The sequence below is a fragment of the Paraniabella aurantiaca genome (genome assembly GCF_050309965.1).
Taxonomy (GTDB): domain Bacteria; phylum Bacteroidota; class Bacteroidia; order Chitinophagales; family Chitinophagaceae; genus Niabella.
Window position 1 is genome coordinate 1,952,099 of sequence record NZ_JBLOSY010000002.1, and the last position, 20,825, is coordinate 1,972,923.

Below are 20,825 nucleotides of genomic sequence, written 5' to 3' on the forward strand. Positions count from 1 at the left end.
TCGAAAATCAAATACTTTTTTAAAGTTAATTAACTTTTACCCATCACTAATTAGTGAGTTATTGTAAATTTGTAGCATCAGAATTTACTGTTTGGGTTTTGGCATGTTTTAATATAGTCGCTGGTTCAACTGGTAGGTAAACGGTTGTGCGCAACAGTCAAAATATTTAATGAATAATCGGATGAAAATTAAAAGGATCACTCTTTTACTCTGCCTCGTGTGTGTTTACAATTGTTTTTTGCCGGAGGGAACCGTTGTGAATTTGATGGGAATTGCAGGCGTGGGTCATGCTGCTATGTTTTATGATTTTATAAAAAATGACCCGGCTTTAACCTTATAGATTTCAACGAAGTGATCAGTTAAATGAAACAGGCTATTTTTTTTTCGTGTCGTTTAATTCAGTCTATAATACTTTTTGCAGGGATCGTGCTGATAGCTGGTTGCAAAGACCAGAAAAAGGGAATGCCGGAAACGGTTAAAGAGGATACTGTTTTAACGGAGGCGCCTTCTGAAAGCAACAGCAATGAAGCTAATGAATTGCAGGATGCGCTTCCCGCACTTTACAGTTTTAATACAATAGGGGGCGAAGTAATAGGGATTGCAGCTTCTGAACAATCAGAACATGATCCTTTTTTTCTTATTGGAGATGCTAACTATATTGTAGCAACCAAGTACCTGGATGAAAGGGTCGTAAAAGCAGATACTTTACTTAAAAATGAGTTTGTTTATACCCAGATAGATTCCGCCAGCATTCAGCAAAAGAAGGTAGGTAATAATTATTACCTGCTGCTTACGGCCAGGGAAACATTTAAAGGTCAGGCCATTACTGAGAAGACCATCAATTTTATTCTCCTTGATGTAAACAGCCTGGAGCATTATACTTTGATGTACGAAGGTGTATCATCTATTCGTTGTTATGAGTGCATAGATGGTGATTTTCATCCTGTTCCCTTGTTGGACAAAAAACCGGGTTTGAAATCGATACTCTTTGAGTACGCCAATAAAAGCAAATGGGTGTACCGACCGGCAACACAGGTAGAGAAAGATGCCCGTCATTTCATTAACTACGAGCAAAAATGGAACGAGGATAATCAGGAAGACAATCATTTGGCAAACGGACATTCGGGTGTTTCAGAACCCGTATATAGCACGTATTATAAAGAAGATATTTTTAAACTTACTGCAGCGCACGCCAGCGTTACTGATTCTATAGAGAATGAGCATTTTAAAATCCTGTCTTATTTCAGGGGAAATATCCTGGGTTTCGATAAACAGAAGCAGTTGTACTTTCCTATTTATATCGAAAGTTGCATTACTGGTTGCGACAAAAAAATAAGGTTTGTTTCCCCTGAAACTATTGAAATACTTTACGATGAGTATAATAGTAAAGAAGTGTATACAGTTCAATTAAACAAAATCAGGTTTTAGTACCCGTAAACAGGAACGCCTGTCCCTGCCGGCAATTTTAAAAAGATAACTGCGAATTATAAAATGGATGTGGCGAATTGTAAATGCAGCTGTTGAACCCCGTTAGGATTTTGTTTTTTTGTTTCGATCGTACTTTTAAGCAATTTAAAACAGATCCGTCGCGGTCACAAATGTAAGGTCACATAATACATATAGGGGCCTTGGATGAAGGGATGCTATTTCTTTCGCGATAATATACAAGCCGTTGCCGACTATGACACTTTTGAGGCCGTTGCTACCCAAATCAGCCTGACGAGATAAGAGCCGGTACTATCAGGTGCTGATGGAAGCCGGGTTTTAAACTGGTTAAGTAAGGGCGGGTCATGCGTTGTTCCGAAGATGATCGCTCACAAAAAATGGCGGCATCCGGGATCGTTCGCGCTGGTAAGTATCGATAAATACTATTAAATTTAATCAATGAAGAACGGCATTTTAATAGTATTCGGATTTGCGCTTTATTATTGGGGTTTTTGTTATTTTGAAACTATCATGCTTTATATTGACCGATTGGTTCAATATAAACTGGGCAGTTATTTCCTGACTTATATATTGATTGGGATACCTGCTTTTGTTGCTACCTGACTGGTAAACCGGGAACTCAATTTTCTAAAATACCCGGGTTTACAGTCGAATATTTTAACCGGATTGATCGCTGGTACAGTATTTTCCTTGCCGATGTTTGTGGGAGGATTGTTACAATCAAAATTGGCGGCAGATATCAGTATTCCCAACCTGATTGCAAAGACAATTTTTGCTGGCCTTTTTGAAGAATTATATTTCAGAGGTTTTCTTTTCGGTCAATTATTCCGCAAAACAAGGTTAGGCTTTTTGCCTGCGATTATTTTATGCTCAGTTATTTTTGCTATGGGGCATTTGTATCAAAGCCAGGATCCGGGTGTGCTATTAGGCGTATTTCTGACAACCTTTATGGGGTCGGTACTGTTTGCCTGGTTATTTGTAGAATGGAACTACAATTTGTGGATACCTGTTTTCATGCATACAATGATGAATCTTTCATGGCATTTATTTGCTGTTAGTGAGAATGCATTGGGAACAGCTTCGTTTAATATATACAGGGGCATAACTATAGCATTGGCTATTGTACTAACTATAATGTACAAAAAGAGAAATGGGCATAAACTATCCGTAAATAAGCAAACGTTATTGTTTAGCCGCCTTGATCAAAATTTTTTAAATACAAATCTGTAAGCCTGAAGTTATTTCAGATCGTTCCTCGGGAAATTGAACTGTCCCTCAGTAATAGTGACTGTTTTGCCTTGTTCATTAACATAAGACATATTGCCTTTGAAATAGCCCGCAAATTTCCCGGTGGTATCAATAACTTTAAATTCATTCATGGAAAATTTTCCAACCGGGTCGCTCCACCCGCTTTGCGGCGTACTAATTACTATTTTATCGTTAATACGGTATTCAAAGTACCTGAAATTATATTCCATTTTTGGAGTTGTCGGCAAACTGTCCGTGCCAAATCTTGTTATATCTATATTGAAATTAAAGAGCATGTATTCTTTGCCAGACGCATTCCCACCTCCAAATGCTACATTCGGATTTGTTCTGCCATCCCATTCTGTTCGCAGAAAAGCACCCATGTCATCATGCAAATTTTTCCACTGGTTATCAATTTTTACTTTGAAATAAAAATTAGATGTGTCAAAAGCATCTTTCTTACTACCACAGGATAGGCCAAGAAATAACAGGAAAAGTATAGGCAACAGCAAGTTTTTTTTCATAATAAATAGCTATAAACACAAAAATAATAGATTTTAGGTTAGCCGAGTCAATAAACACGAGCCTTTTAATACCATCTCTTAAATAGCGAAGCTCAGTTTGATTCTTGCCAGATACGGGAATACAGTACATCCGGCAGTTTGTTTTAATATATTTGAAAGAGCAACAACTGGAGAAAGCTGTTCAATAACTGGCCATGGGAGAAATATTTGAATTGATAGCAGAACAGGCTTTAGAAAAGCTGGATGCGTATTATGATGAGTGTCATATATGTGGAGCTACAGACGTAGATCTTCATAGTTACCAGGAGTGCTCACCCTGGATGATGGTGCCACGGATGACGATATTTATGCTGTCTGCGCAACCTGTATTGGCTCTAAGAAGTTAAGACATGCCAGTGAAAATGAGTACACGGACACCATTAAAAAATATATAAACCTCGGGATCAGTTGACCGAAGAGATGAAATTAATATTGGTGGAAGAATTGATCAGCAAGAACAGGAGAACGCCTGATGTTCCGATTTTTCTGCAGGGCGTAGACCGGCCGTTATGCTGTAATGATATTGCTGAATTTATGGGCTATCCTTCGGATAAAGAAGAACTATATAAGATAAGCGAGCAGGATGTACATTGGGATAAAGAGCCGAAAATGAAAACCCGGCAACTCGATTTCCGGATTTATGGATGCCCGGAAAGCTTAAGGGAAGTAGCTGGCTTTGCTTGCAAACATTGTGGTAAACGATATTTTATTTTTCAGTTTACCTGATCGTGTGAGAAGAATACTACAAGCTATACTGAAAGAAATAGGCTTTTTGATCAATGGTGTCGTACCAAAACCGCTTATGGAGATTTTTGCCCTGTGTGTTGCTTTGCCAGGAGTAACCGGTTAATTCATTAATTCTTTTTTTATCCCACCAGTCGAAGTCGTGCTGCATACTTTCAGGATTATCTCCGGGCAAACTGTCTTTACTTAAGTCCAGTTTTTTGATAATGGCGGTCGCCGTGGCAGTGTCGCAGTTAAAGGAGAACATGTAGTCTGTATCTTGTCCGATGGCATCATCAAAGCAATAGATGTTTTTCACATCAGCCGTGATAGCTACCTGCAAAAAATGCCTGAAGTTTTTCTGGTTAGCTTCTGTATCGGGTTGGTCGCTGTCGAAAGGAGGGAAGAAAGGATCGATAATCTTTTTCGCCAGCTTAACCGTTACCGCTGTTCCCTTGTCTACGGTATAGGAAAGTGTATAGTATCCTGTTCCAAGCAATGCAAAAAAAGCAACCAAAGAAACGATGAGCGGGCCTTTACTTTTTCTGATAATGGCAGCAATAAGAAAAACGAGCATGATGAACGCCAGCAGTATCAGCACAGTTAGTAGTATTATTAACTTTGTCATACAGTTCGTTGTATTTTATTACAGTTAGTTTTGCCCGGCGAGCCTTGTACGCAGGTCATCAGGCTTCGTCAATGATCCACGAAGGGTATTCGGCTACATAAATCCATCGGCCGTTTTCTTTTTTAATAAAAATGAAACTCCGGCAAATTTTATTCTCCCCACATAAAAAAGAGAACAGGTAACAACCTTTCGTGCCATCCGCATTGAATACAGCACGGTAGACTTTGTCCGCTTGCATACAGAATTCACTCTGTTCACAATCTGCTGCTTTTTTTTGATATTGATAGTGAGCCAGGTTAAAGGAAGATAATTCCAGTGGTACGCTTTCCCCTTTATAATGGATCTGCTGCTTTATCAGGTCTATATAAGATTCTCCTACGATTGTGTCAAAACGATGCAGGTTGTTCTTCTGAAAATCATTCAGCAGGTAAGTATAGTTATCGTGCCAGTCTTTTTCGGTTTTTAAATTACGGCTTCCTGCAACATACCGGTAGGCATATAACGTGTCGGTCAGTTGAACCATTATTTTTTTGTGTTGAAGTTGCAGCGTAATCGAATCAACATAACGGTCAAAGTCAGACATTTCCTTATAAATATCTTTTTGCTTGGCCGAGTCTGGCTCAAAAGCAAGAGCCATTTTAAAAGATTCGCTCATTAATTGGTAGCCCTTATTAGCCTTTAAGAAACTCGCGGCCGAATTAGGATTCGTGTTTAAGTACTGGCAAAGTGTTTCGCTGATGATTGATCGTTCGGTGGCAAGGTCAACCGACTGAGAAAAAGACAACTGCACAAAAGATAAAAAAAGCAGGGATAAGATTAATTTCATAGCTGTGTTATTGCAAATATAAATGTCTACTAACCATTCTGATTGGAGTTTTAAAATATTTTATAAAATGTTTTTTCGTAAAATATTGATAATAAGTATTATAGGTTTAAATAAAAAGCGGTGTTGGTTAAGCTTTGAGAATTTTAAGACACCATCGCGGCTATACTAAGTGCCATTAAGTTTTTCGCAGGATAAACTTTTAATCCTTCCAACTTTAGGTTACCTTTGCAGCCTTAAAAATTGTCAAGTAATGATAAGTGTTAAAGATCTGAAGCTCGCTTACGGTAAGCGTGTGTTGTTTGAAGATGTAAACCTAAACTTTACCAAAGGTAATTGTTATGGTGTGATTGGGGCTAACGGGGCAGGTAAATCTACCTTTTTAAAAATTTTAAGCGGTGAAATTGAGCCTAATAAAGGAACTATAAGCATTACGCCAGGTGAACGCATGGCCGTATTGAAGCAAAACCAGTTTGAATTTGATGAGCAAACCGTTTTGAATACGGTGCTGATGGGACATAAGAAAATGTGGGATACCGTTCAAAAAAGGGATGCTATTTATGCGAACCCGGATGCTACAGAAGATGATTACATGAAAGCTTCAGAACTGGAAGCTGAGTATGGGGAAATGGGAGGGTATGAAAGTGAGAGTGATGCGGCTTCATTTTTAAATGGCCTGGGTGTAACTGATGAAATGCACCAGATGCTGATGAAGGATATTCCTTCTAATATGAAGGTAAGGGTGCTATTGGCGCAGTCCCTATTTGGTAACCCCGATATTCTGTTGTTGGATGAGCCTACCAACGGTCTCGATATTGAAACCATTGGTTGGTTAGAGAATTTCCTCGCCGATTATGAAAATATTGTATTGGTAGTGAGCCACGACCGTCACTTTTTAGATGCGGTATGTACACACGTAGCCGATGTAGACAGGCAGAAGATCAAAGTATTTACAGGTAACTATTCTTTCTGGTATGAGAGCTCGCAATTGATGGCGCGCCAGGTAGCAGATAAGAATAAGAAGATGGAAGAAAAGCGTAAAGACCTTATTGACTTTATTGCGCGATTCAGTGCCAATGCTTCTAAAAGTAAACAGGCTACCAGCCGTAAAAAGGCTCTCGAGAAGTTGAATTTTGAAGAGATTGAGCCGAGCTACCGTAAATATCCGGGTATCATTTTCCAGCCTTTGCGCGAGGTAGGTAACCAGATATTAAACGTAGAGAAGTTAAAAGCGGCTACGGAAGATCGTGTGTTATTTAATGATGTAACTTTTAGCGTTAACAAAGGAGATAAGATCGCGTTGATTTCAAAGGATCCTCTTGCCGTAACACAATTCTTCGAAATCGTAAACGGTGAAGCGAAAGCTGATTCGGGTTCTTACGAGTGGGGAACAACAGTAACTTCAGCTTATCTGCCGATCGAAAACAGTAAGTTTTTTACGGAAGGTTTAAGCCTGATGGATTGGTTGCGTCAGTACGTACCTCCGCATGTAACAGATGTGGATGAACCATTCTTACGCGGCTTTTTAGGTAAAATGCTTTTTAGTGGTGAGGACGTAATGAAGAAAACGAATGTGTTAAGTGGAGGGGAGAAAGTAAGATGTATGCTCAGTAAAATGATGCTGCAGAATCCGAATGTGATTGTATTAGACCAACCTACTAACCACCTTGACCTGGAAAGTATTCAGAGCTTCAACGAACAGTGTACGGCTTACAGCGGTGTGGTATTGTTGACCAGCCATGACCATACTTTCATGCAAACAGTCGCCAACAGGATCATTGAGTTAACGCCCAAAGGTATTATTGACCGGCTAATGACCTTTGATGAATACCTTGCAGATGACAGGGTGAAAGCATTAAGAGAAGAAATGTATAAATAACAAATTATAGCAGAGGCGGGTTTATCCCGCCTCTTTCTTTATACCTACCGCTCATCACAATTCTATACCCCGAACGTTGGTTTTTGCTACTTTCATTCGGCTATGCGTTGATTTTTTCGTTTTACATTAAGAATTCATTATGACAAAAAAGTTTCTATTTACTATTTCTCTGTTATTTGCTGCAGAGGGCCTGTTACATGCACAGGACGAGTTGATTAAAAAAATAAGTGATAACAAAACCCAGGGCAAGGCTGGCTATACTTTTAAAAGAACGATTGACCTGGCAACCACACCCATAGAAAACCAGGGCTCTTCCGGAACCTGTTGGAGTTATTCCACCAATTCCTTTCTTGAATCGGAGATGATCAAATCCGGCAGAACCCCGGTGCCGCTTGCTAAGATATACACCGCCCGATGCTCCTACATTGATAAGGCCGACAATTTTGTGAGGATGAATGGCGCTGTAAGCTGGGGTGACGGTGGAGAGCCGCATGATGTGGTAAACATGTATGCCAAGTACGGCATTCTGCCTTATGACAACTACACTGGCCTGGTAAATGGCGCCACCAAAAATAATTTCAATGCCATGCAAACTGGTTTGAAGGCTATGCTCGATTCTATTGTGAAGAATCCTACTGGTACAGTTGATCTGACCTGGAAGGATCGGTTTAAAGATTCATTGGATAAGTATCTAGGCGCAGTACCTCAACAATTTGAGTACAAGGGTAAACAATATACACCGGTAAGCTTTGCAAAAGAAGTGGTGGGCCTAAACCCCAATGATTATATAGAGTTTATTTCCCAGAACAATACACCTTACTGGCAGAAGGCCATGATGATGGTGCCTGATAACTGGGCTTTTCAGTGGGATTGGAATATTCCTGCTCAGGAGTTTACAAATATTATTGACAACGCATTGAAATTGGGTTATACAGTAGCATGGGGTACCGATGTATCGGAGCCGTTCTTTAGCTGGCCCAATGGAGTAGCTTTTGTTCCCGAAAATCCTGAAAATTATAAGGGCGGGTTAACAGATGAGCAGAAAAAAGAGCTATTTAATGGTCCTAAACCGGAGCCGGTGATTACCGCCGAATTAAGGCAAAAAGGATTAGAAAATCTCAGAACTACAGATGATCACGGCATGCATATCGTGGGCATGGCCAAAGATCAGAATGGTAAAGACTACTACCTGGTTAAAAATTCCTGGGGTGAAAGCAACGACTTCAAAGGCTTTTTATATGTAACCAAAGCTTATGTGCAATACAAGACGACAGGTTTAATGGTAAACAAAAAAGCACTGCCTGCAAATATTAAGCAGAAGATCGGTATTTAATATATCATTTCCCGTAGTTGAATGAAGCCTCCTGTTAATTTGCAGGAGGTTTTTTATTAAGTAGCAGACGCTATGCATCAATAATTTTCTTTAGAGATATAGCCCTTAATATGATGGCATCATAACCTCTATACGTCTATCCAATCTCATAATGATTTATTGATATTTCTTTGTCCTGTAGGCACAAAATATCAGTAGCCTACATATACCACATAAATATGCGCACCCTAGGTACGCAATATTTCTAAAAAGGTATTGAATATACAATTGAAGATATGCATCTCCGCTGTAAGCCTCCTGATGCATCCAGGTTGTTTCGCTCCATTGTCCCGTAGGGGCAACCTGTTTGCAGCTAATATAAGGGTAGGAGTTTAGCATGCCATAGGTACGCAATAGTATTGATACGTATACAGTATCTGAATATCAATTTGAATATATGCGTCATCGTTGTAGAGATTAATCCAATGGGGGCGCTATGTCATATGTCCTGTAAGGACAAAATATAGGTAGCTGATATATATCGTATGAATTCAGCGTGCCGTAGGTACGCAACATTTCTGAATATACAATTGAAGATATGCATCGTCGCAGGGCAAACGCATCTAAAAAAATGTTTAAGTCAGAAAGCCTGCCGTCAGAGAGGGCTGACCTTTATTATAGAAAAGTATGTTTTTAGATAGTTCAAAATCCCTGAGATATTTCACCCCTTCCGGGGTTCTTCAATACCACGCCGACACATTTTATAATTATTCCATCCCTGCGGGATTATAAATACGGCCAATGCCCATCAAAATTAGATGCGTTTGCCCTGTGCATCGTCGTCGTTTACGTGCCGATGCGGTCAAGTTGCTCCATTGTCCCAGAGGAATACAAAGGCGAAATTTAGCGTGCCGTAGGTACGCAACCAATCAACATATTAGCAAAACAAATTGTTTAACCCCATTTCGGGAACGTTTGCGTACATTTTCCTGGCTGGTTTCGTTAGTCGGAAATTTTATTGTGATATATTGAAGCAACATAGCTTCCAGGCCTTTTTATTTATTGTCATAATTAAGAGGGCTACTCTCGAATGTATCATGTTGCTATGTTGGAAAATTATATTATCTCTAACGTAAAGCTGTCTAAAAATGGAAAATCATTCCCGAAGGTCATTCCTTTATTCTTTAAGTATGCTGGCTGCAGGCACAGCATTAACGAGCCCGCTCTATGGATTTAGCACGACTAAAAAACTAAAACTGGTATTGGTAGGAACCGGTGTAAGAGGCATCTCGTTCTGGGGTAAACGACTTCTTGAACAATATCCCGATAAACTTGAATTCGTAGGTCTTTGTGATATTAATCCGGGCAGGGTGGCGTATGCCAAAAAGTTTATGGGTGCGTCCTGTCCAACATTTACCGACTTTGATAAAATGATCAAAGAGCAAAAGCCTGACCTGATTATTGTTACAACAAAGGATGCGGTGCATCACGAGTATATCATCAAAGGATTAAAATATGGATGTGACGTATTAACCGAGAAGCCATTAACTATTGATGAAGACAAATGCCAGCAGATTCTCGCGGCAGAGCGCGCGTCCAATAGGAAATTGATTGTCGGGTTTAATTACCGTTGGGGACCCTATGTTACAAAAATAAAGGAGCTGCTGGCGGAAGGAGCCATTGGTGAAGTAACTTCCGTTGATTTCAACTGGTATCTCAATACGCACCATGGCGCATCTTATTTTAGAAGATGGCATGGACTGATGAATGGCGGAGGCTCTTTATGGGTACATAAGGCCACGCATCATTTTGATCTGCTCAATTGGTGGCTTGACTCCGATCCCGAAGAAGTATTTGCCTATGGAGCTTTGGAACACTATGGGAAAAACGGCCCTTTCCGAGCGAAGAACTGCCGTAGCTGTGATCATAAAAAAGACTGTAAATATTACTGGGATATCACGAAGAGTTATCATGATATGCGGCTGTATGTCGACAATGAAAAATATGACGGTTATCTCCGGGATGCCTGCCTGTTTCGCAATGAGATCGATATTTATGATAAAATGTCGGCGCAGATCAGGTACGCCAATAAAGCAGTTGTAAATTATTCATTAACTACTTATTCACCCTTTGAAGGATGGCGACTGGCGTTTAACGGTCAAAAGGGACGCATTGAAGCATGGACTGATATACCGTTCTTCAAAAATGAAAACCTGAGCCAGGCTGAATTACATGCTGCAGAAATGAACCAGAATTTAAAAGAAGATACAGCTGTCGAACCTGTAATCTTGTTTAAGAACTGGGAGAACTTTAAAACAATTAACGTGACCAGCGAACGTGGGGGGCATGGAGGCGGTGACAAAAGATTGCATGATAAGATCTTTGTCAATCCAAATGCAGCCGATCCTTTGAAACATTCGGCAGGAGTAAGGGACGGCGTAATGTCGGTATTAATAGGAGTGGCAGCCAGAAAAAGTATACAAACAGGCCAGCCAATCAAAATTGCAAATCTTACTGATCTGAAACCATCGGCCAACCGGGTTTAAGGCTAATGATTATATTTATTAAAACTCCGGCCCGGTTGTACGGGCCGGAGTTTTTTTATTGCTGCTCGCCTTAATGATTATTGCTGTGCTTTAGCCGGGTCATCATAATTAACCATCCAGCTGATTCCGAATTTGTCGCTGAACATACCAAAGTAAGCACCCCAGAATGTGTGATTCATGGGCATGGTTACCCGCCCGTCTTCGGAAAGTCCGTTGAATAATTTGTCAGCCTCTTCTTTACTATCTGCATTGATAGATACAGAAAAGTTATTGCCTGGCTGATAGCTGGACGCCCACTCACCACCTGTATCACTACCCATGAGAAGCGTTTCTTTACTGATAGGCAGACTAATATGCATGATCCTGTTTTTGTCTTCTTCGGTCATTGCCATGCCTTCCTGCGGCGGCATTTCTCCAAAAGTTCCCACATAAGGATAGTCACCGCCGAAAACGGATTTATAGAAATCGAAAGCCTCCTTACAATTACCATTAAAGGTTAAATAGATATTAACTGTAGCCATTGTATTGTTGTTTTAATATAAATAGATAAAAGTATTTTAAACAATCAATTCTTATTAAGATTTTCGGGATTGTTCGTAGGTAGGGCCGTATAATCCGGGCACAGTATTACCTGTAGCTCTTAAATGGGAGATCATTTCACCGCGATGGTGATACAGGTGATTAAAAAGAAAACCACGAATAACCTGTATTTTGGGCATAGGAGGCATCAAAGGTGTTCCCCCGGCGTGCATGGTCCAAACATTCATGTATTGCGACTCGTCCGATTGTTCAATCACCGTTTTTGCCTTTGCCAGATTTTCCTCAAATTTTTGCAGGATATTAGATGCCTTGCTGATATCACCTTTGTTATATTGATAGCTCGCCATATCGAAGTTGTCGTGTAAAAAAGTACTCTCGTACCAATTGTATACTTCAGCGATATGGGAGGCCAGCTGAGCGACCGACCATAAATGGGGTTGTGGGCGATACTCCAGGGCTGCATCCGGAATTACGCTTAATAGTTTTCTTGTGTTTTCGGCTTCATACAAAAACTCGCCGAGTAGTGCCTGTTTAATCATTGTTTTTTAAATTTAATAAGCTGATAAATGTTGGGTATGCTACGGGATTATAGCCTTAATCTTACGGATATGGCAATAGACAAAGCATAAGCAATCTTCTTCCTTTAGGAAAGTCAACGCGAATATATGATTATTTGTTGTAATGTAAAAGTGTGGTGTAAAGACATCAGGATGATTTAATTGTTAGCCTGGGGAAAATTTGCAGAGAATATGTATAAATAAAAAATCCGGACTTTACTAGCCCGGATAGATCTGTTAAATTATTTAGTTTCTATTTTTTATGCCTGCTTTCTAACACCTGCAATACATCTGACAGCGAAAAGCCTTTGGCTTGTAATAGTACGAGGTAATGAAACATCAGGTCGGCCGCCTCTCCCAGAAACAAGTCTTTGTTATCATCTTTACTTTCGATAACAATTTCAACAGCCTCTTCACCTACCTTTTGTGCTATTTTGTTAATGCCCTTTGCAAATAGAGAGGCTGTATAAGATTTTTCCGAAGGATTATTCTTCCGGTTGATAATCACTTTTTCCAGTTGCTGCAAGGAGAATTGATCATTGGCTTTCCCAAAGCAACTGATATCGCCCGTGTGGCAGGTAGGTCCCTGCGGTTCAGCTTTAATAAGAATCGTATCATTGTCGCAGTCTACCAATACTTCTTTCACTAGGAGAAAATTGTTGGATGTTTCTCCTTTGGTCCATAAACGTTGTTTACTGCGACTAAAGAAAGTGACTTTGCCTTCTGCCTGTGTTTTTGCAAAAGCTTCTTCATTCATAAAGCCCAGCATCAGTACTTCGAGTGTAAGTACATCTTGTACGATTACCGGCATCAGTCCGTCGGTATATTTAGAAAAATCAGGAGCCATAATTATTTATGATTTGAGATTGTTATTTAGGATTTTGATACAAAAATGTGTTGATGATATGCTATCACCCATTATTTACAGCCGTACAGTTATATTTTCTTTTCGTAGATATTCTTTTAGATCCTGTATCTCGATTTCTTTAAAATGAAAAATGCTGGCTGCCAGCGCAGCATCAGCGTATCCACGGGTGAACACATCATGGAAATGCTCCATGGAACCGGCGCCTCCGGATGCAATAACAGGGATATTTACCGATTGACTGATTTCAGCGGTAATTTCAACTGCGAAACCGGCTTTAGTGCCATCATTCTCCATGGAAGTTAAAAGAATTTCTCCGGCCCCCAGATCCCTGCATTGTTTTACCCACTCCGTCGCAAGAAGCGGGGTAGGCGTGCGTCCGCCATGTGTTGCAACTTTCCATATACCATCGAAAAGCTTGATATCTACTGCTACGACCACGCACTGACTTCCAAAATTTTTGGCCAGCTCAGAAACCAGTACCGGGCGTTTTACCGCAGATGTATTCACCGAAATTTTATCAGCCCCGTTTTCCAGTAAAACAGAAACATCATCAACGGTATTAATGCCGCCACCAACAGTGAAAGGTATATTGATATGCGTTGCAATCTTCCTCACCAGCTCTGATAAGGTTTTGCGTTTATCTACGGTAGCTGTAATATCCAGGAACACTAATTCATCGGCTCCTTCCTGGCTATAACGGATGGCCAGTTCTACCGGGTCTCCGGCATCCCTCAATTCCACGAAGTTGGTACCTTTTACTGTTCGTCCGTCTTTTATATCTAAACAAGGTATAATTCTTTTTGCGAGCATGGAAATTTGATATTTATCTTATGTCACCCTGAGCCTGACGAAGGGTGCTTTTTAAATCCAAACATGGTTCGTCGGGCTCACCATGACATTCGTTTTACGATCTAATTTGTCATTCTAAAGATCTGGTTCTTTTTTATTTGAACTTCAGCGCGATAGCAGTTGTGCATACTTGATCAGAGGTTTCTCCCGAAACTAATCTTTAATTGAATTTTTTTAAGTCTTCTAACGAGATCCGGTTTTCGTAAATCGCTTTTCCCACAATCGCTCCCGAACATCCCACTTCTTTCAGGGTTTCAAGATCTTCCATCGAACTTACACCGCCGCTGGCGATCAGGCTGATACCTTCAACATGGTCCAATATTTTTTTGTACAGGTCGTTAGAGCTGCCTTGCAACAAACCGTCCTTGCTGATATCAGTACAAAAGAATTGCTGCACACCTTTGGCGGCATAGTTGCGGATGAAGTCGATAATGTTGATGTCTGTAGCCACCGTCCAGCCCTTGATCTGTATTTTTTCATCCAGTACGTCAGCACCCAGTATGAATTTTTCAACTCCATAAGCTTTGAACCAGTCGCTAAGCAATGTTTCATTTTTAACGGCTACGCTCCCGATGGCGGCATAAGCAGCTCCCGAATTAAAGGTAATAGCCAAGCTCTCATTAGAGCTAATGCCACCACTAAAGTCTATTTGCAGGCTTGTTTTCCCGGCTACTTGTTCCAGTACTTTCCAGTTTTTCACTTCACCGGCTTTCGCTCCGTCCAGGTCCACCAGGTGTAGTCTTTTTAAGCCCGCGTCTTCAAAGCTTTTGGCCACTTCCAGGGGATTTTCATTGTACACTGTTTTTTGCGTATAGTCACCCTTACTAAGGCGCACACATTTACCGTCTATAATATCTATTGCTGGTATAATTTCCATTTTTTGTTGATTCAGTTTCTTTTCCATTACTATAAAATCCTGTCCTAATGCCTGCCAGGGTTGGCCCGTAGTGTGCATGCCCATTTTTTCATACAAACGGGTAGCAGTTAAGCGAGCATTGCACCAAAGCTTTTGCGCTCTTTTCTGCTGCGCCAGCTTGTCTATGTAATTTAACAATGCCGTTGCAAGGCCTTTTCCCTGCCAGTCTTTACGGGTGGCCAGTTTACGAAATTGCATGTTCCCTTCTTGCTGAAAAACCGATACCACGGAAACCAGTTCACCTGCTTTGTAAATACCCAGATGTATACCCTGCTCATCATCTTTTAATTTTACTACATCAGCTGGGTAGTCAGGATACATTACTTCATGTCGCAATAGCCATACTTCGTGTAAGGGTACCGATCTTATATCCATACTAAAGCGCTAAAAAGTTTTTAAGGATCTGTTCGCCTGTGTCCGCACTTTTCTCCGGGTGAAATTGTACTCCATAAAAATTGTTCTTGGCCAACGCACAGCTAAAATCAATTGCATAATTCGAAGTAGCAATAGAACACTCGTTTAATTCGGCATAGTAGCTATGTACAAAGTAGCAATAACTATTATTGGCAACCCCTTTAAAAATGGGATTGTCTTTTACTTGTATATTATTCCAGCCAATCTGGGGGATTTTCAAAGTATCACTGGTGAACTTTTTAACTTCAACATCGAACAGGCCCAGGCACGGTGTATCGTTTTCCTCGCTGTGATTGCAAAGCAATTGCATACCCAGGCAAATACCTAATAAGGGTTGCTTAGCCGATTGGATCACCTGGTCTAGGTTGCGTTCCTTCAGGTAGTTCATAGCTGTGCTTGCTTCTCCAACTCCGGGAAAAATTATTTTATCAGCAGATAATATCGATTCCTTATCATCAGTAACTACTGCCTGTACACCAATGCGTTCCAATGCAAAAAGTACCGATTGTATATTACCTGCGTTATATTTTACAATAACAATTTGATCACCTTTGCTTGCGTTGGCTCCGCTTATATTCTCTGTCATAATCTTTAAAATCAGTAAAAGATATTTACTTTTTTGATTTTGTAAACCTATTAACCCTTGGACTACAACAAACCTTTGGTACTGGGCAGCTGCTCGTTGCCCGGTGTTCTTTTGATCGCCATTTTAATGGCTTTTGCCAGTCCTTTAAAAATAGCTTCGATTTTATGATGTTCATTTTCTCCTTCGGCTTTGATGTTCAGGTTGCATTTTGAACCATCGCTGAAAGATTTAAAAAAGTGATAGAACATTTCAGTAGGCATTTCCCCGATTCTTTCCCGTTTGAATTCGGCATCCCACACCAGCCAGGGGCGTCCGCCAAAATCGATCGCTACCTGTGCCAGGCAGTCGTCCATGGGTAATAAAAATCCATAACGTTCAATGCCGGCTTTATTACCCAGCGCCAGTTGAAAAGCTTCTCCCAGTGCAATAGCAGTATCTTCTATGGTATGATGTTCATCAATATGCAGGTCTCCTTTGGTAATGATCTTGAGGTTGATGCCACTATGGCGACCTAACTGGTGCAACATGTGATCAAAAAAACCAAGTCCTGTTTCAATTTCGCAAATGCCGGTTCCATCGAGGTTGATCTCTATATCGATCTTAGTTTCGTTGGTATTACGGGTGTGTTGAATCACGCGTTCTTTTTGCTGAAGAAAACCATAAATGTCTTCCCAGTTTTTTGTCTTCAGAACAATAGTGGTTTCCAGTGCTTTCAGGCTGTCTGAAATTTCTGCCGAGCCTAAAGCTTCATCGATATTTAGCCAGATGCCTTTACTGCCCAGGTTTTTGGCCAGTTGTATATCGGTAATCCGGTCGCCTATTACATAAGAATTAGCCAGATCATAATCCGGGTTATCAATATACTTCGTAAGTAAGCCAGTGCCGGGTTTACGGGTAGGAGCATTATCTGCGGGATAGGTTTTGTCAATCAAAACCTCATCAAAAATAATTCCTTCACTTTCGAGGTTGCGCATCACCAGCTCCTGGTAGGGCCAGAAGGTATTTTCCGGAAAGGCATCACTACCCAGGCCGTCCTGGTTGGTGATCATTACCAGCTCGAAATCCATGTCCCGCGCTATCTTCCCCATCCAGGTAAACATGCCTGGATAAAATGTTATTTTCTCAATCGAATCTAACTGGTAAGTGGGTGGTGCCTCGTTAATTAAGGTGCCGTCTCTATCTATGAATAAAACTTTTTTCATTTAAACAGTATAATTTTTTAATGCTTCAATCAATGCCTGGTTTTCAGCCGCTGTGCCTACCGTAATGCGCAGGCACCCTTCACATCCTTTGGTCGTATTGCGGTTTCTTACAATAATACCTTTGGACTGCAAATAAATAAAAACATTATGGGCATCTGTTATTTTAACCAACAGGAAATTTGCGTCTGAAGGAAATATTTTTTCCGCAAGCGGAATTTTTGCCAATTCAGTTTCGAGCCAGCTGCGTTGCTCAATGGTTGTTTTAGTCCATTGATTAACCTGGTCCACATTAGTTAAAGCCTGCAATGCCAGTTGCTGTGTTGCCTCGTTAATATTGTAAGGATATTTTACATTGTTCATCAGGTTGATGATCTCTTTGCTTCCAAAGGCAAGACCCAGGCGTAAAGCTGCCAGTCCCCAGGCTTTAGACAAAGTTTGCATTACTACCAGGTTGGGGTAATCCATCAGCTGCTGGGCAAAACTTTTCTGACGCGCGTAATTGATATAAGCTTCATCAATAACTATAATACCGTCGAAATTATTCAATAGAATTTCTATATCCTGGCGCGTGATGCTGTTACCTGTAGGGTTATTCGGCGAGCAAATGAATATGATCTTGGTGAAATCATCTACTGCATCTGCAATAGCCTGTATATCCATCTGATAATCGGAATTAAGTGGTACCTCTTTTACCTTGATATTATTAATGGCAGCACAAACACTATACATGCCATAAGTGGGAGGGAGGGTGATAATATTGTCAACACTCGGTTCGCAGAAAATACGCATGAGTACATCAATAGCCTCATCGCTGCCATTACCTGCAAATATATTTTCTACCGGCACTCCTTTAATCTCGCCAATACGTTTTTTGAAGCTTATTTGCAAAGGGTCCGGATACCTGTTCAGCGACTCATGTAAGTTGCCAATATCTAATGTTACCGGTGAGCCTAAAGCATTTTCATTAGCGTCCAGCATTACACTGGCTTCCCCGGTAAACTCATGCCTTGCCGTTGTATACGGTGCAAGATTTTTAATATTGTCTCTTATCAGGTAGTCTAAATTAAATTCCATTTCTTTATATTATTCGTTCATTGCTTCAAATGTGTTATAATCTGATCTTAACTGCATTGCTGTGAGCCTGTAAACCCTCAGCTTCAGCCATTGTAGTAACCGTTTTGGCTATGTTATGTAAACCGTCTTTAGTTAATTGCTGGAAAGTGATCTTCTTATAAAAACTATCCAGTGATACGCCACTATAGGCAGTTGCATAACCATTCGTTGGTAAAGTATGGTTAGTGCCGCTGGCGTAGTCTCCCACGCTTTCAGGGGAGTAGTTGCCGATAAATACCGAACCGGCGGTAGTGATCTGTTTTAAAATAGTGTTGCTGGTTTTGCAAGCCAGTATCAGGTGCTCAGGGGCATAAAGATTGGAAAAGGCAACAGCATCACTCACTGTATTTAATACAACAAGCCGGGCATGCTGCAGGGACAGCAACGCTATGTCTTTCCGGCTAAGCGCTGCAACCTGCAGGGTAATGGCAGCCTGTACTTTTTTTGCGATATCAATAGTAGTGCAGGCCAGTATTACCTGGGAGTCGGGGCCATGTTCGGCCTGGGCTAACAGATCGGCTGCTACAAATTCAGGTACTGATGTTTCGTCTGCAATAACCAAAACCTCTGAAGGGCCCGCCGGCATATCGATGGCTACTTTGGTTTGAAGAATCTGCTTTGCTACAGTTACATACTGGTTACCCGGACCAAATATTTTAAAGACAGCAGGAATAGTTTTAGTTCCGTAGGCCATTGCAGCAATAGCCTGGGCTCCGCCGGTTTTAAATATTTTGCTGATGCCGCAAACAGATGCAGCATATAGTATGGCGTCATTGATCCTGCCATTTCTATCAGGCGGTGTACATAAAATTACTTCCTGGCATCCCGCAATGGAAGCGGGTACGCCCAACATTAATACAGTAGAGAACAGGGGGGCCGAGCCTCCGGGAATATACAGGCCTACTTTATCAATAGCCCTTGCTTCTCTCCAGCATGTGATGCCCTTAGTAGTTTCTGTTTTTACCACAGCCTGTTTTTGTGTGGTATGAAATTTATGGATATTATTTTTGGCCTGCTGTATAGCTTTCTTCAGTTGGGGGTCGATATTCTTGGTGGCTGCAGCTATTTCTTTAGGCGACACCTGCAGATTTTTCAGTACTACTCCGTCAAACTTTTCTGCGTAACTCTTTAAAGCTGCATCGCCATTGTTAGCCACATCATAAATAATCGCGTTCACAGTGGCCTGTATAGCATTGCTATTCTGCATGGGCCGTTGGCAAATGGCAGGCCAGGCTTTAGAAGAGGGATATTTATAGAGTTTCAAATTATTGGAGTTTTATTAGTCAATACGTATGTTTGAAAGAATCACTTTTAACCTGTCAACCTTTTAGCTGGTTCACTATTCTGTTTACTCGATGATCTTCTCAATCGGTAAGATCAGGATACCTTCTGCACCGGCTGATTTTATTTTTTCGATCACATTCCAGAAGTCATTTTCGCCAATTACAGAGTGAATAGAGGACCAGCCTTCTTTAGCCAAAGGAACAATAGTAGGGCTGTTGATGCCAGGCAGGTATTTGCAGATTTTTTCAATGCTGCTGTTGGGTGCATTCAACAAAACATATTTATTGTACTTGGCTTTTTTTACTGAACGGATACGGAATAAAAGCTGCTCTAAAAGAGCCGTTCTTTTTTTAGAGATATTTTTACCAGAGATCAAAACCGCTTCCGATTTCAGGATGGTCTCATATTCATAAAGTTCGTTGCTGAAAAGCGTGCTGCCGCTACTAACCAAATCACAAATAGCATCAGCCAAACCTATACGGGGCGCTATTTCCACAGATCCGCTGATTTCATGAATATCAGCTTTTAGTTTGTTTTTCTTTAACCATCCCTGCAGTATTACCGGATAGCTGGTAGCAATTTTAATCCCGTCTAAAGCCTGTATGTTTTTAGGCTTTTTACCCTTAGGCAAGGCAATCGATAAACGACATTTCCCATAACCCAGTCGCTCTACAATTTCTGTTTCTTTATTTTTTTCAAGCACTACGTTTTCCCCTACAAAGCCAATATCTGCTACGCCATCCTGTACATACTCCGGGATATCGTCGTCGCGCAAAAACAATATTTCCGCATCAAAATTCTCCGTACTTATTTTTAACTGGTTATTTCCCGCCGGTACCCCTATACCACATTCTTTCAGCAGTTTAAGTGAGTCCTCGCTTAACCTGCCTGATTTTTGTACCGCGATTCGTAGCTTTTCCATTTTTTTGTTTTTATTTTTTGATCACCTGGTTTTTGAAAATAAAAAAGGCTTACAAACTGTAAGCCTTTATATAAGTTGATACATAGCACCACCGGCTTACTGCTGTAAGTTTGTAAAATGATGATGAATATGTATGTTGTTAAATGTCATTGCGCGGCAAATATAGAAACTAATTGAATAAAATTGCATATTTAATTCAAAAAAGTGAAATTATTTATTCATCTTATCACTGCGTTCCCGTTCTGACGTAAACCGACCACTATAGGCTTATTGGGCGATAATTTGCATTATCGGATATTAGTCCGATAATTTTATTTATCGGTTATTTGTCCGATATTTTGTGGTATCGGGTATATGAACGATATTTATAAAACAGAAAAACAAAAGATCGATAGCGTTTTCTGAG

At 40.6% G+C, this 20,825-nt stretch carries 21 protein-coding genes; 8 read left to right on the plus strand and 13 right to left on the minus strand.

Annotated elements, in window-relative coordinates; genetic code table 11:
• Positions 1-363 precede the first annotated feature (363 nt).
• The 3 genes from ACLOAU_RS22340 (at position 364) to ACLOAU_RS22350 (ending at position 2,676) form a co-directional block, all read left to right on the plus strand.
• Positions 364-1,428 (plus strand): hypothetical protein, encoded by a 1,065-nt coding sequence (locus tag ACLOAU_RS22340; RefSeq protein WP_427864127.1) that lies wholly within the window; start codon positions 364-366, stop codon positions 1,426-1,428.
• Positions 1,429-1,884: 456 nt separating this feature from the next.
• Positions 1,885-2,049, plus strand: coding sequence for a hypothetical protein (locus ACLOAU_RS22345; RefSeq protein ID WP_427864128.1), 165 nt, complete (start codon positions 1,885-1,887; stop codon positions 2,047-2,049).
• Positions 2,050-2,112: 63 nt separating this feature from the next.
• Positions 2,113-2,676 (plus strand): CPBP family intramembrane glutamic endopeptidase, encoded by a 564-nt coding sequence (locus tag ACLOAU_RS22350; protein WP_427864129.1) that lies wholly within the window; start codon positions 2,113-2,115, stop codon positions 2,674-2,676.
• A gap of 8 nt (positions 2,677-2,684) precedes the next feature.
• On the opposite strand, the gene ACLOAU_RS22355 is transcribed toward ACLOAU_RS22350, so the two are convergent.
• The gene (locus tag ACLOAU_RS22355) at positions 2,685-3,218 is read right to left on the minus strand and encodes a hypothetical protein (protein ID WP_427864130.1); all 534 of its coding nucleotides are present in this window, start codon (positions 3,216-3,218) and stop codon (positions 2,685-2,687) included.
• Positions 3,219-3,412: 194 nt separating this feature from the next.
• Here ACLOAU_RS22355 and ACLOAU_RS22360 point away from each other — a divergent pair, with 194 nt between their 5' ends.
• Positions 3,413-3,604 carry a hypothetical protein gene (locus tag ACLOAU_RS22360; protein WP_427864131.1) on the plus strand — a complete coding sequence of 64 codons (192 nt, stop codon included), beginning with the start codon at positions 3,413-3,415 and terminating at the stop codon, positions 3,602-3,604.
• A gap of 73 nt (positions 3,605-3,677) precedes the next feature.
• On the plus strand, positions 3,678-3,983 hold the full coding sequence (locus tag ACLOAU_RS22365) for a hypothetical protein (RefSeq protein ID WP_427864132.1): 306 nt from the start codon (positions 3,678-3,680) through the stop codon (positions 3,981-3,983).
• Positions 3,984-3,999: 16 nt separating this feature from the next.
• Here the strand turns inward: ACLOAU_RS22365 and ACLOAU_RS22370 are convergent, their stop codons facing one another.
• Together ACLOAU_RS22370 and ACLOAU_RS22375 are read right to left on the minus strand one after the other, a co-directional pair.
• Positions 4,000-4,608, minus strand: coding sequence for a hypothetical protein (locus tag ACLOAU_RS22370; protein ID WP_427864133.1), 609 nt, complete (start codon positions 4,606-4,608; stop codon positions 4,000-4,002).
• Positions 4,609-4,666: 58 nt separating this feature from the next.
• Positions 4,667-5,434: a hypothetical protein gene (locus tag ACLOAU_RS22375; RefSeq protein WP_427864134.1), complete on the minus strand. Its 768-nt coding sequence runs from the start codon at positions 5,432-5,434 to the stop codon at positions 4,667-4,669.
• 250 nt (positions 5,435-5,684) lie between these two features.
• Here ACLOAU_RS22375 and ACLOAU_RS22380 point away from each other — a divergent pair, with 250 nt between their 5' ends.
• The 3 genes from ACLOAU_RS22380 to ACLOAU_RS22390 all read left to right on the plus strand — a co-directional run bounded on the left by ACLOAU_RS22380 (position 5,685) and on the right by ACLOAU_RS22390 (position 11,168).
• Positions 5,685-7,310 (plus strand): ABC-F family ATP-binding cassette domain-containing protein, encoded by a 1,626-nt coding sequence (locus ACLOAU_RS22380; RefSeq protein ID WP_427864135.1) that lies wholly within the window; start codon positions 5,685-5,687, stop codon positions 7,308-7,310.
• Between the two features lie 139 nt (positions 7,311-7,449).
• Positions 7,450-8,643: a C1 family peptidase gene (locus ACLOAU_RS22385; RefSeq protein WP_427864136.1), complete on the plus strand. Its 1,194-nt coding sequence runs from the start codon at positions 7,450-7,452 to the stop codon at positions 8,641-8,643.
• Between the two features lie 1,127 nt (positions 8,644-9,770).
• Positions 9,771-11,168, plus strand: coding sequence for a Gfo/Idh/MocA family protein (locus ACLOAU_RS22390; protein WP_427864137.1), 1,398 nt, complete (start codon positions 9,771-9,773; stop codon positions 11,166-11,168).
• A gap of 77 nt (positions 11,169-11,245) precedes the next feature.
• Here ACLOAU_RS22390 and ACLOAU_RS22395 read toward each other — a convergent pair whose 3' ends face one another.
• The 10 genes from ACLOAU_RS22395 to hisG form a co-directional block, all read right to left on the minus strand.
• Positions 11,246-11,689 carry a VOC family protein gene (locus tag ACLOAU_RS22395; RefSeq protein ID WP_427864138.1) on the minus strand — a complete coding sequence of 148 codons (444 nt, stop codon included), beginning with the start codon at positions 11,687-11,689 and terminating at the stop codon, positions 11,246-11,248.
• A gap of 54 nt (positions 11,690-11,743) precedes the next feature.
• Positions 11,744-12,247 carry a DinB family protein gene (locus ACLOAU_RS22400; protein WP_427864139.1) on the minus strand — a complete coding sequence of 168 codons (504 nt, stop codon included), beginning with the start codon at positions 12,245-12,247 and terminating at the stop codon, positions 11,744-11,746.
• 271 nt (positions 12,248-12,518) lie between these two features.
• The gene (hisIE, locus tag ACLOAU_RS22405) at positions 12,519-13,112 is read right to left on the minus strand and encodes a bifunctional phosphoribosyl-AMP cyclohydrolase/phosphoribosyl-ATP diphosphatase HisIE (RefSeq protein WP_427864140.1); all 594 of its coding nucleotides are present in this window, start codon (positions 13,110-13,112) and stop codon (positions 12,519-12,521) included.
• 75 nt (positions 13,113-13,187) lie between these two features.
• Positions 13,188-13,943, minus strand: a complete 756-nt coding sequence (gene hisF, locus ACLOAU_RS22410) for an imidazole glycerol phosphate synthase subunit HisF (protein ID WP_427864141.1) — start codon at positions 13,941-13,943, stop codon at positions 13,188-13,190.
• A gap of 199 nt (positions 13,944-14,142) precedes the next feature.
• On the minus strand, positions 14,143-15,273 hold the full coding sequence (gene hisA, locus ACLOAU_RS22415; RefSeq protein ID WP_427864142.1) for a 1-(5-phosphoribosyl)-5-[(5-phosphoribosylamino)methylideneamino]imidazole-4-carboxamide isomerase: 1,131 nt from the start codon (positions 15,271-15,273) through the stop codon (positions 14,143-14,145).
• Between the two features lies 1 nt (position 15,274).
• Positions 15,275-15,898, minus strand: a complete 624-nt coding sequence (gene hisH / locus ACLOAU_RS22420; protein ID WP_427864143.1) for an imidazole glycerol phosphate synthase subunit HisH — start codon at positions 15,896-15,898, stop codon at positions 15,275-15,277.
• Positions 15,899-15,960: 62 nt separating this feature from the next.
• On the minus strand, positions 15,961-17,100 hold the full coding sequence (gene hisB / locus ACLOAU_RS22425; protein WP_427864144.1) for a bifunctional histidinol-phosphatase/imidazoleglycerol-phosphate dehydratase HisB: 1,140 nt from the start codon (positions 17,098-17,100) through the stop codon (positions 15,961-15,963).
• Positions 17,101-18,174 (minus strand): histidinol-phosphate transaminase, encoded by a 1,074-nt coding sequence (hisC, locus tag ACLOAU_RS22430; RefSeq protein WP_427864145.1) that lies wholly within the window; start codon positions 18,172-18,174, stop codon positions 17,101-17,103.
• Between the two features lie 34 nt (positions 18,175-18,208).
• Entirely contained in the window at positions 18,209-19,477 is a 1,269-nt protein-coding gene (hisD, locus tag ACLOAU_RS22435; protein WP_427864146.1) for a histidinol dehydrogenase, read from the minus strand.
• An 84-nt stretch (positions 19,478-19,561) separates the two neighbouring features.
• Positions 19,562-20,419, minus strand: coding sequence for an ATP phosphoribosyltransferase (gene hisG, locus ACLOAU_RS22440; protein ID WP_427864147.1), 858 nt, complete (start codon positions 20,417-20,419; stop codon positions 19,562-19,564).
• Between the last annotated feature and the right edge of the window lie 406 nt (positions 20,420-20,825).

Bases quoted from the DNA above. Each gene is read 5' to 3' on its own strand.
- ACLOAU_RS22360 (WP_427864131.1), top strand. From the start codon at position 3,413: ATGGGAGAAATATTTGAATTGATAGCAGAACAGGCTTTAGAAAAGCTG.
- ACLOAU_RS22400 (WP_427864139.1), bottom strand. From the start codon at position 12,247: ATGATTAAACAGGCACTACTCGGCGAGTTTTTGTATGAAGCCGAAAAC.
- ACLOAU_RS22370 (WP_427864133.1), bottom strand. From the start codon at position 4,608: ATGACAAAGTTAATAATACTACTAACTGTGCTGATACTGCTGGCGTTC.
- hisF (WP_427864141.1), bottom strand. From the start codon at position 13,943: ATGCTCGCAAAAAGAATTATACCTTGTTTAGATATAAAAGACGGACGA.
- ACLOAU_RS22385 (WP_427864136.1), top strand. From the start codon at position 7,450: ATGACAAAAAAGTTTCTATTTACTATTTCTCTGTTATTTGCTGCAGAG.
- ACLOAU_RS22355 (WP_427864130.1), bottom strand. From the start codon at position 3,218: ATGAAAAAAAACTTGCTGTTGCCTATACTTTTCCTGTTATTTCTTGGC.
- ACLOAU_RS22345 (WP_427864128.1), top strand. From the start codon at position 1,885: ATGAAGAACGGCATTTTAATAGTATTCGGATTTGCGCTTTATTATTGG.
- hisIE (WP_427864140.1), bottom strand. From the start codon at position 13,112: ATGGCTCCTGATTTTTCTAAATATACCGACGGACTGATGCCGGTAATC.
- ACLOAU_RS22395 (WP_427864138.1), bottom strand. From the start codon at position 11,689: ATGGCTACAGTTAATATCTATTTAACCTTTAATGGTAATTGTAAGGAG.
- ACLOAU_RS22380 (WP_427864135.1), top strand. From the start codon at position 5,685: ATGATAAGTGTTAAAGATCTGAAGCTCGCTTACGGTAAGCGTGTGTTG.
- hisC (WP_427864145.1), bottom strand. From the start codon at position 18,174: ATGGAATTTAATTTAGACTACCTGATAAGAGACAATATTAAAAATCTT.
- ACLOAU_RS22375 (WP_427864134.1), bottom strand. From the start codon at position 5,434: ATGAAATTAATCTTATCCCTGCTTTTTTTATCTTTTGTGCAGTTGTCT.
- hisA (WP_427864142.1), bottom strand. From the start codon at position 15,273: ATGGATATAAGATCGGTACCCTTACACGAAGTATGGCTATTGCGACAT.
- ACLOAU_RS22390 (WP_427864137.1), top strand. From the start codon at position 9,771: ATGGAAAATCATTCCCGAAGGTCATTCCTTTATTCTTTAAGTATGCTG.
- ACLOAU_RS22340 (WP_427864127.1), top strand. From the start codon at position 364: ATGAAACAGGCTATTTTTTTTTCGTGTCGTTTAATTCAGTCTATAATA.
- ACLOAU_RS22365 (WP_427864132.1), top strand. From the start codon at position 3,678: ATGAAATTAATATTGGTGGAAGAATTGATCAGCAAGAACAGGAGAACG.
- hisH (WP_427864143.1), bottom strand. From the start codon at position 15,898: ATGACAGAGAATATAAGCGGAGCCAACGCAAGCAAAGGTGATCAAATT.
- hisG (WP_427864147.1), bottom strand. From the start codon at position 20,419: ATGGAAAAGCTACGAATCGCGGTACAAAAATCAGGCAGGTTAAGCGAG.
- hisB (WP_427864144.1), bottom strand. From the start codon at position 17,100: ATGAAAAAAGTTTTATTCATAGATAGAGACGGCACCTTAATTAACGAG.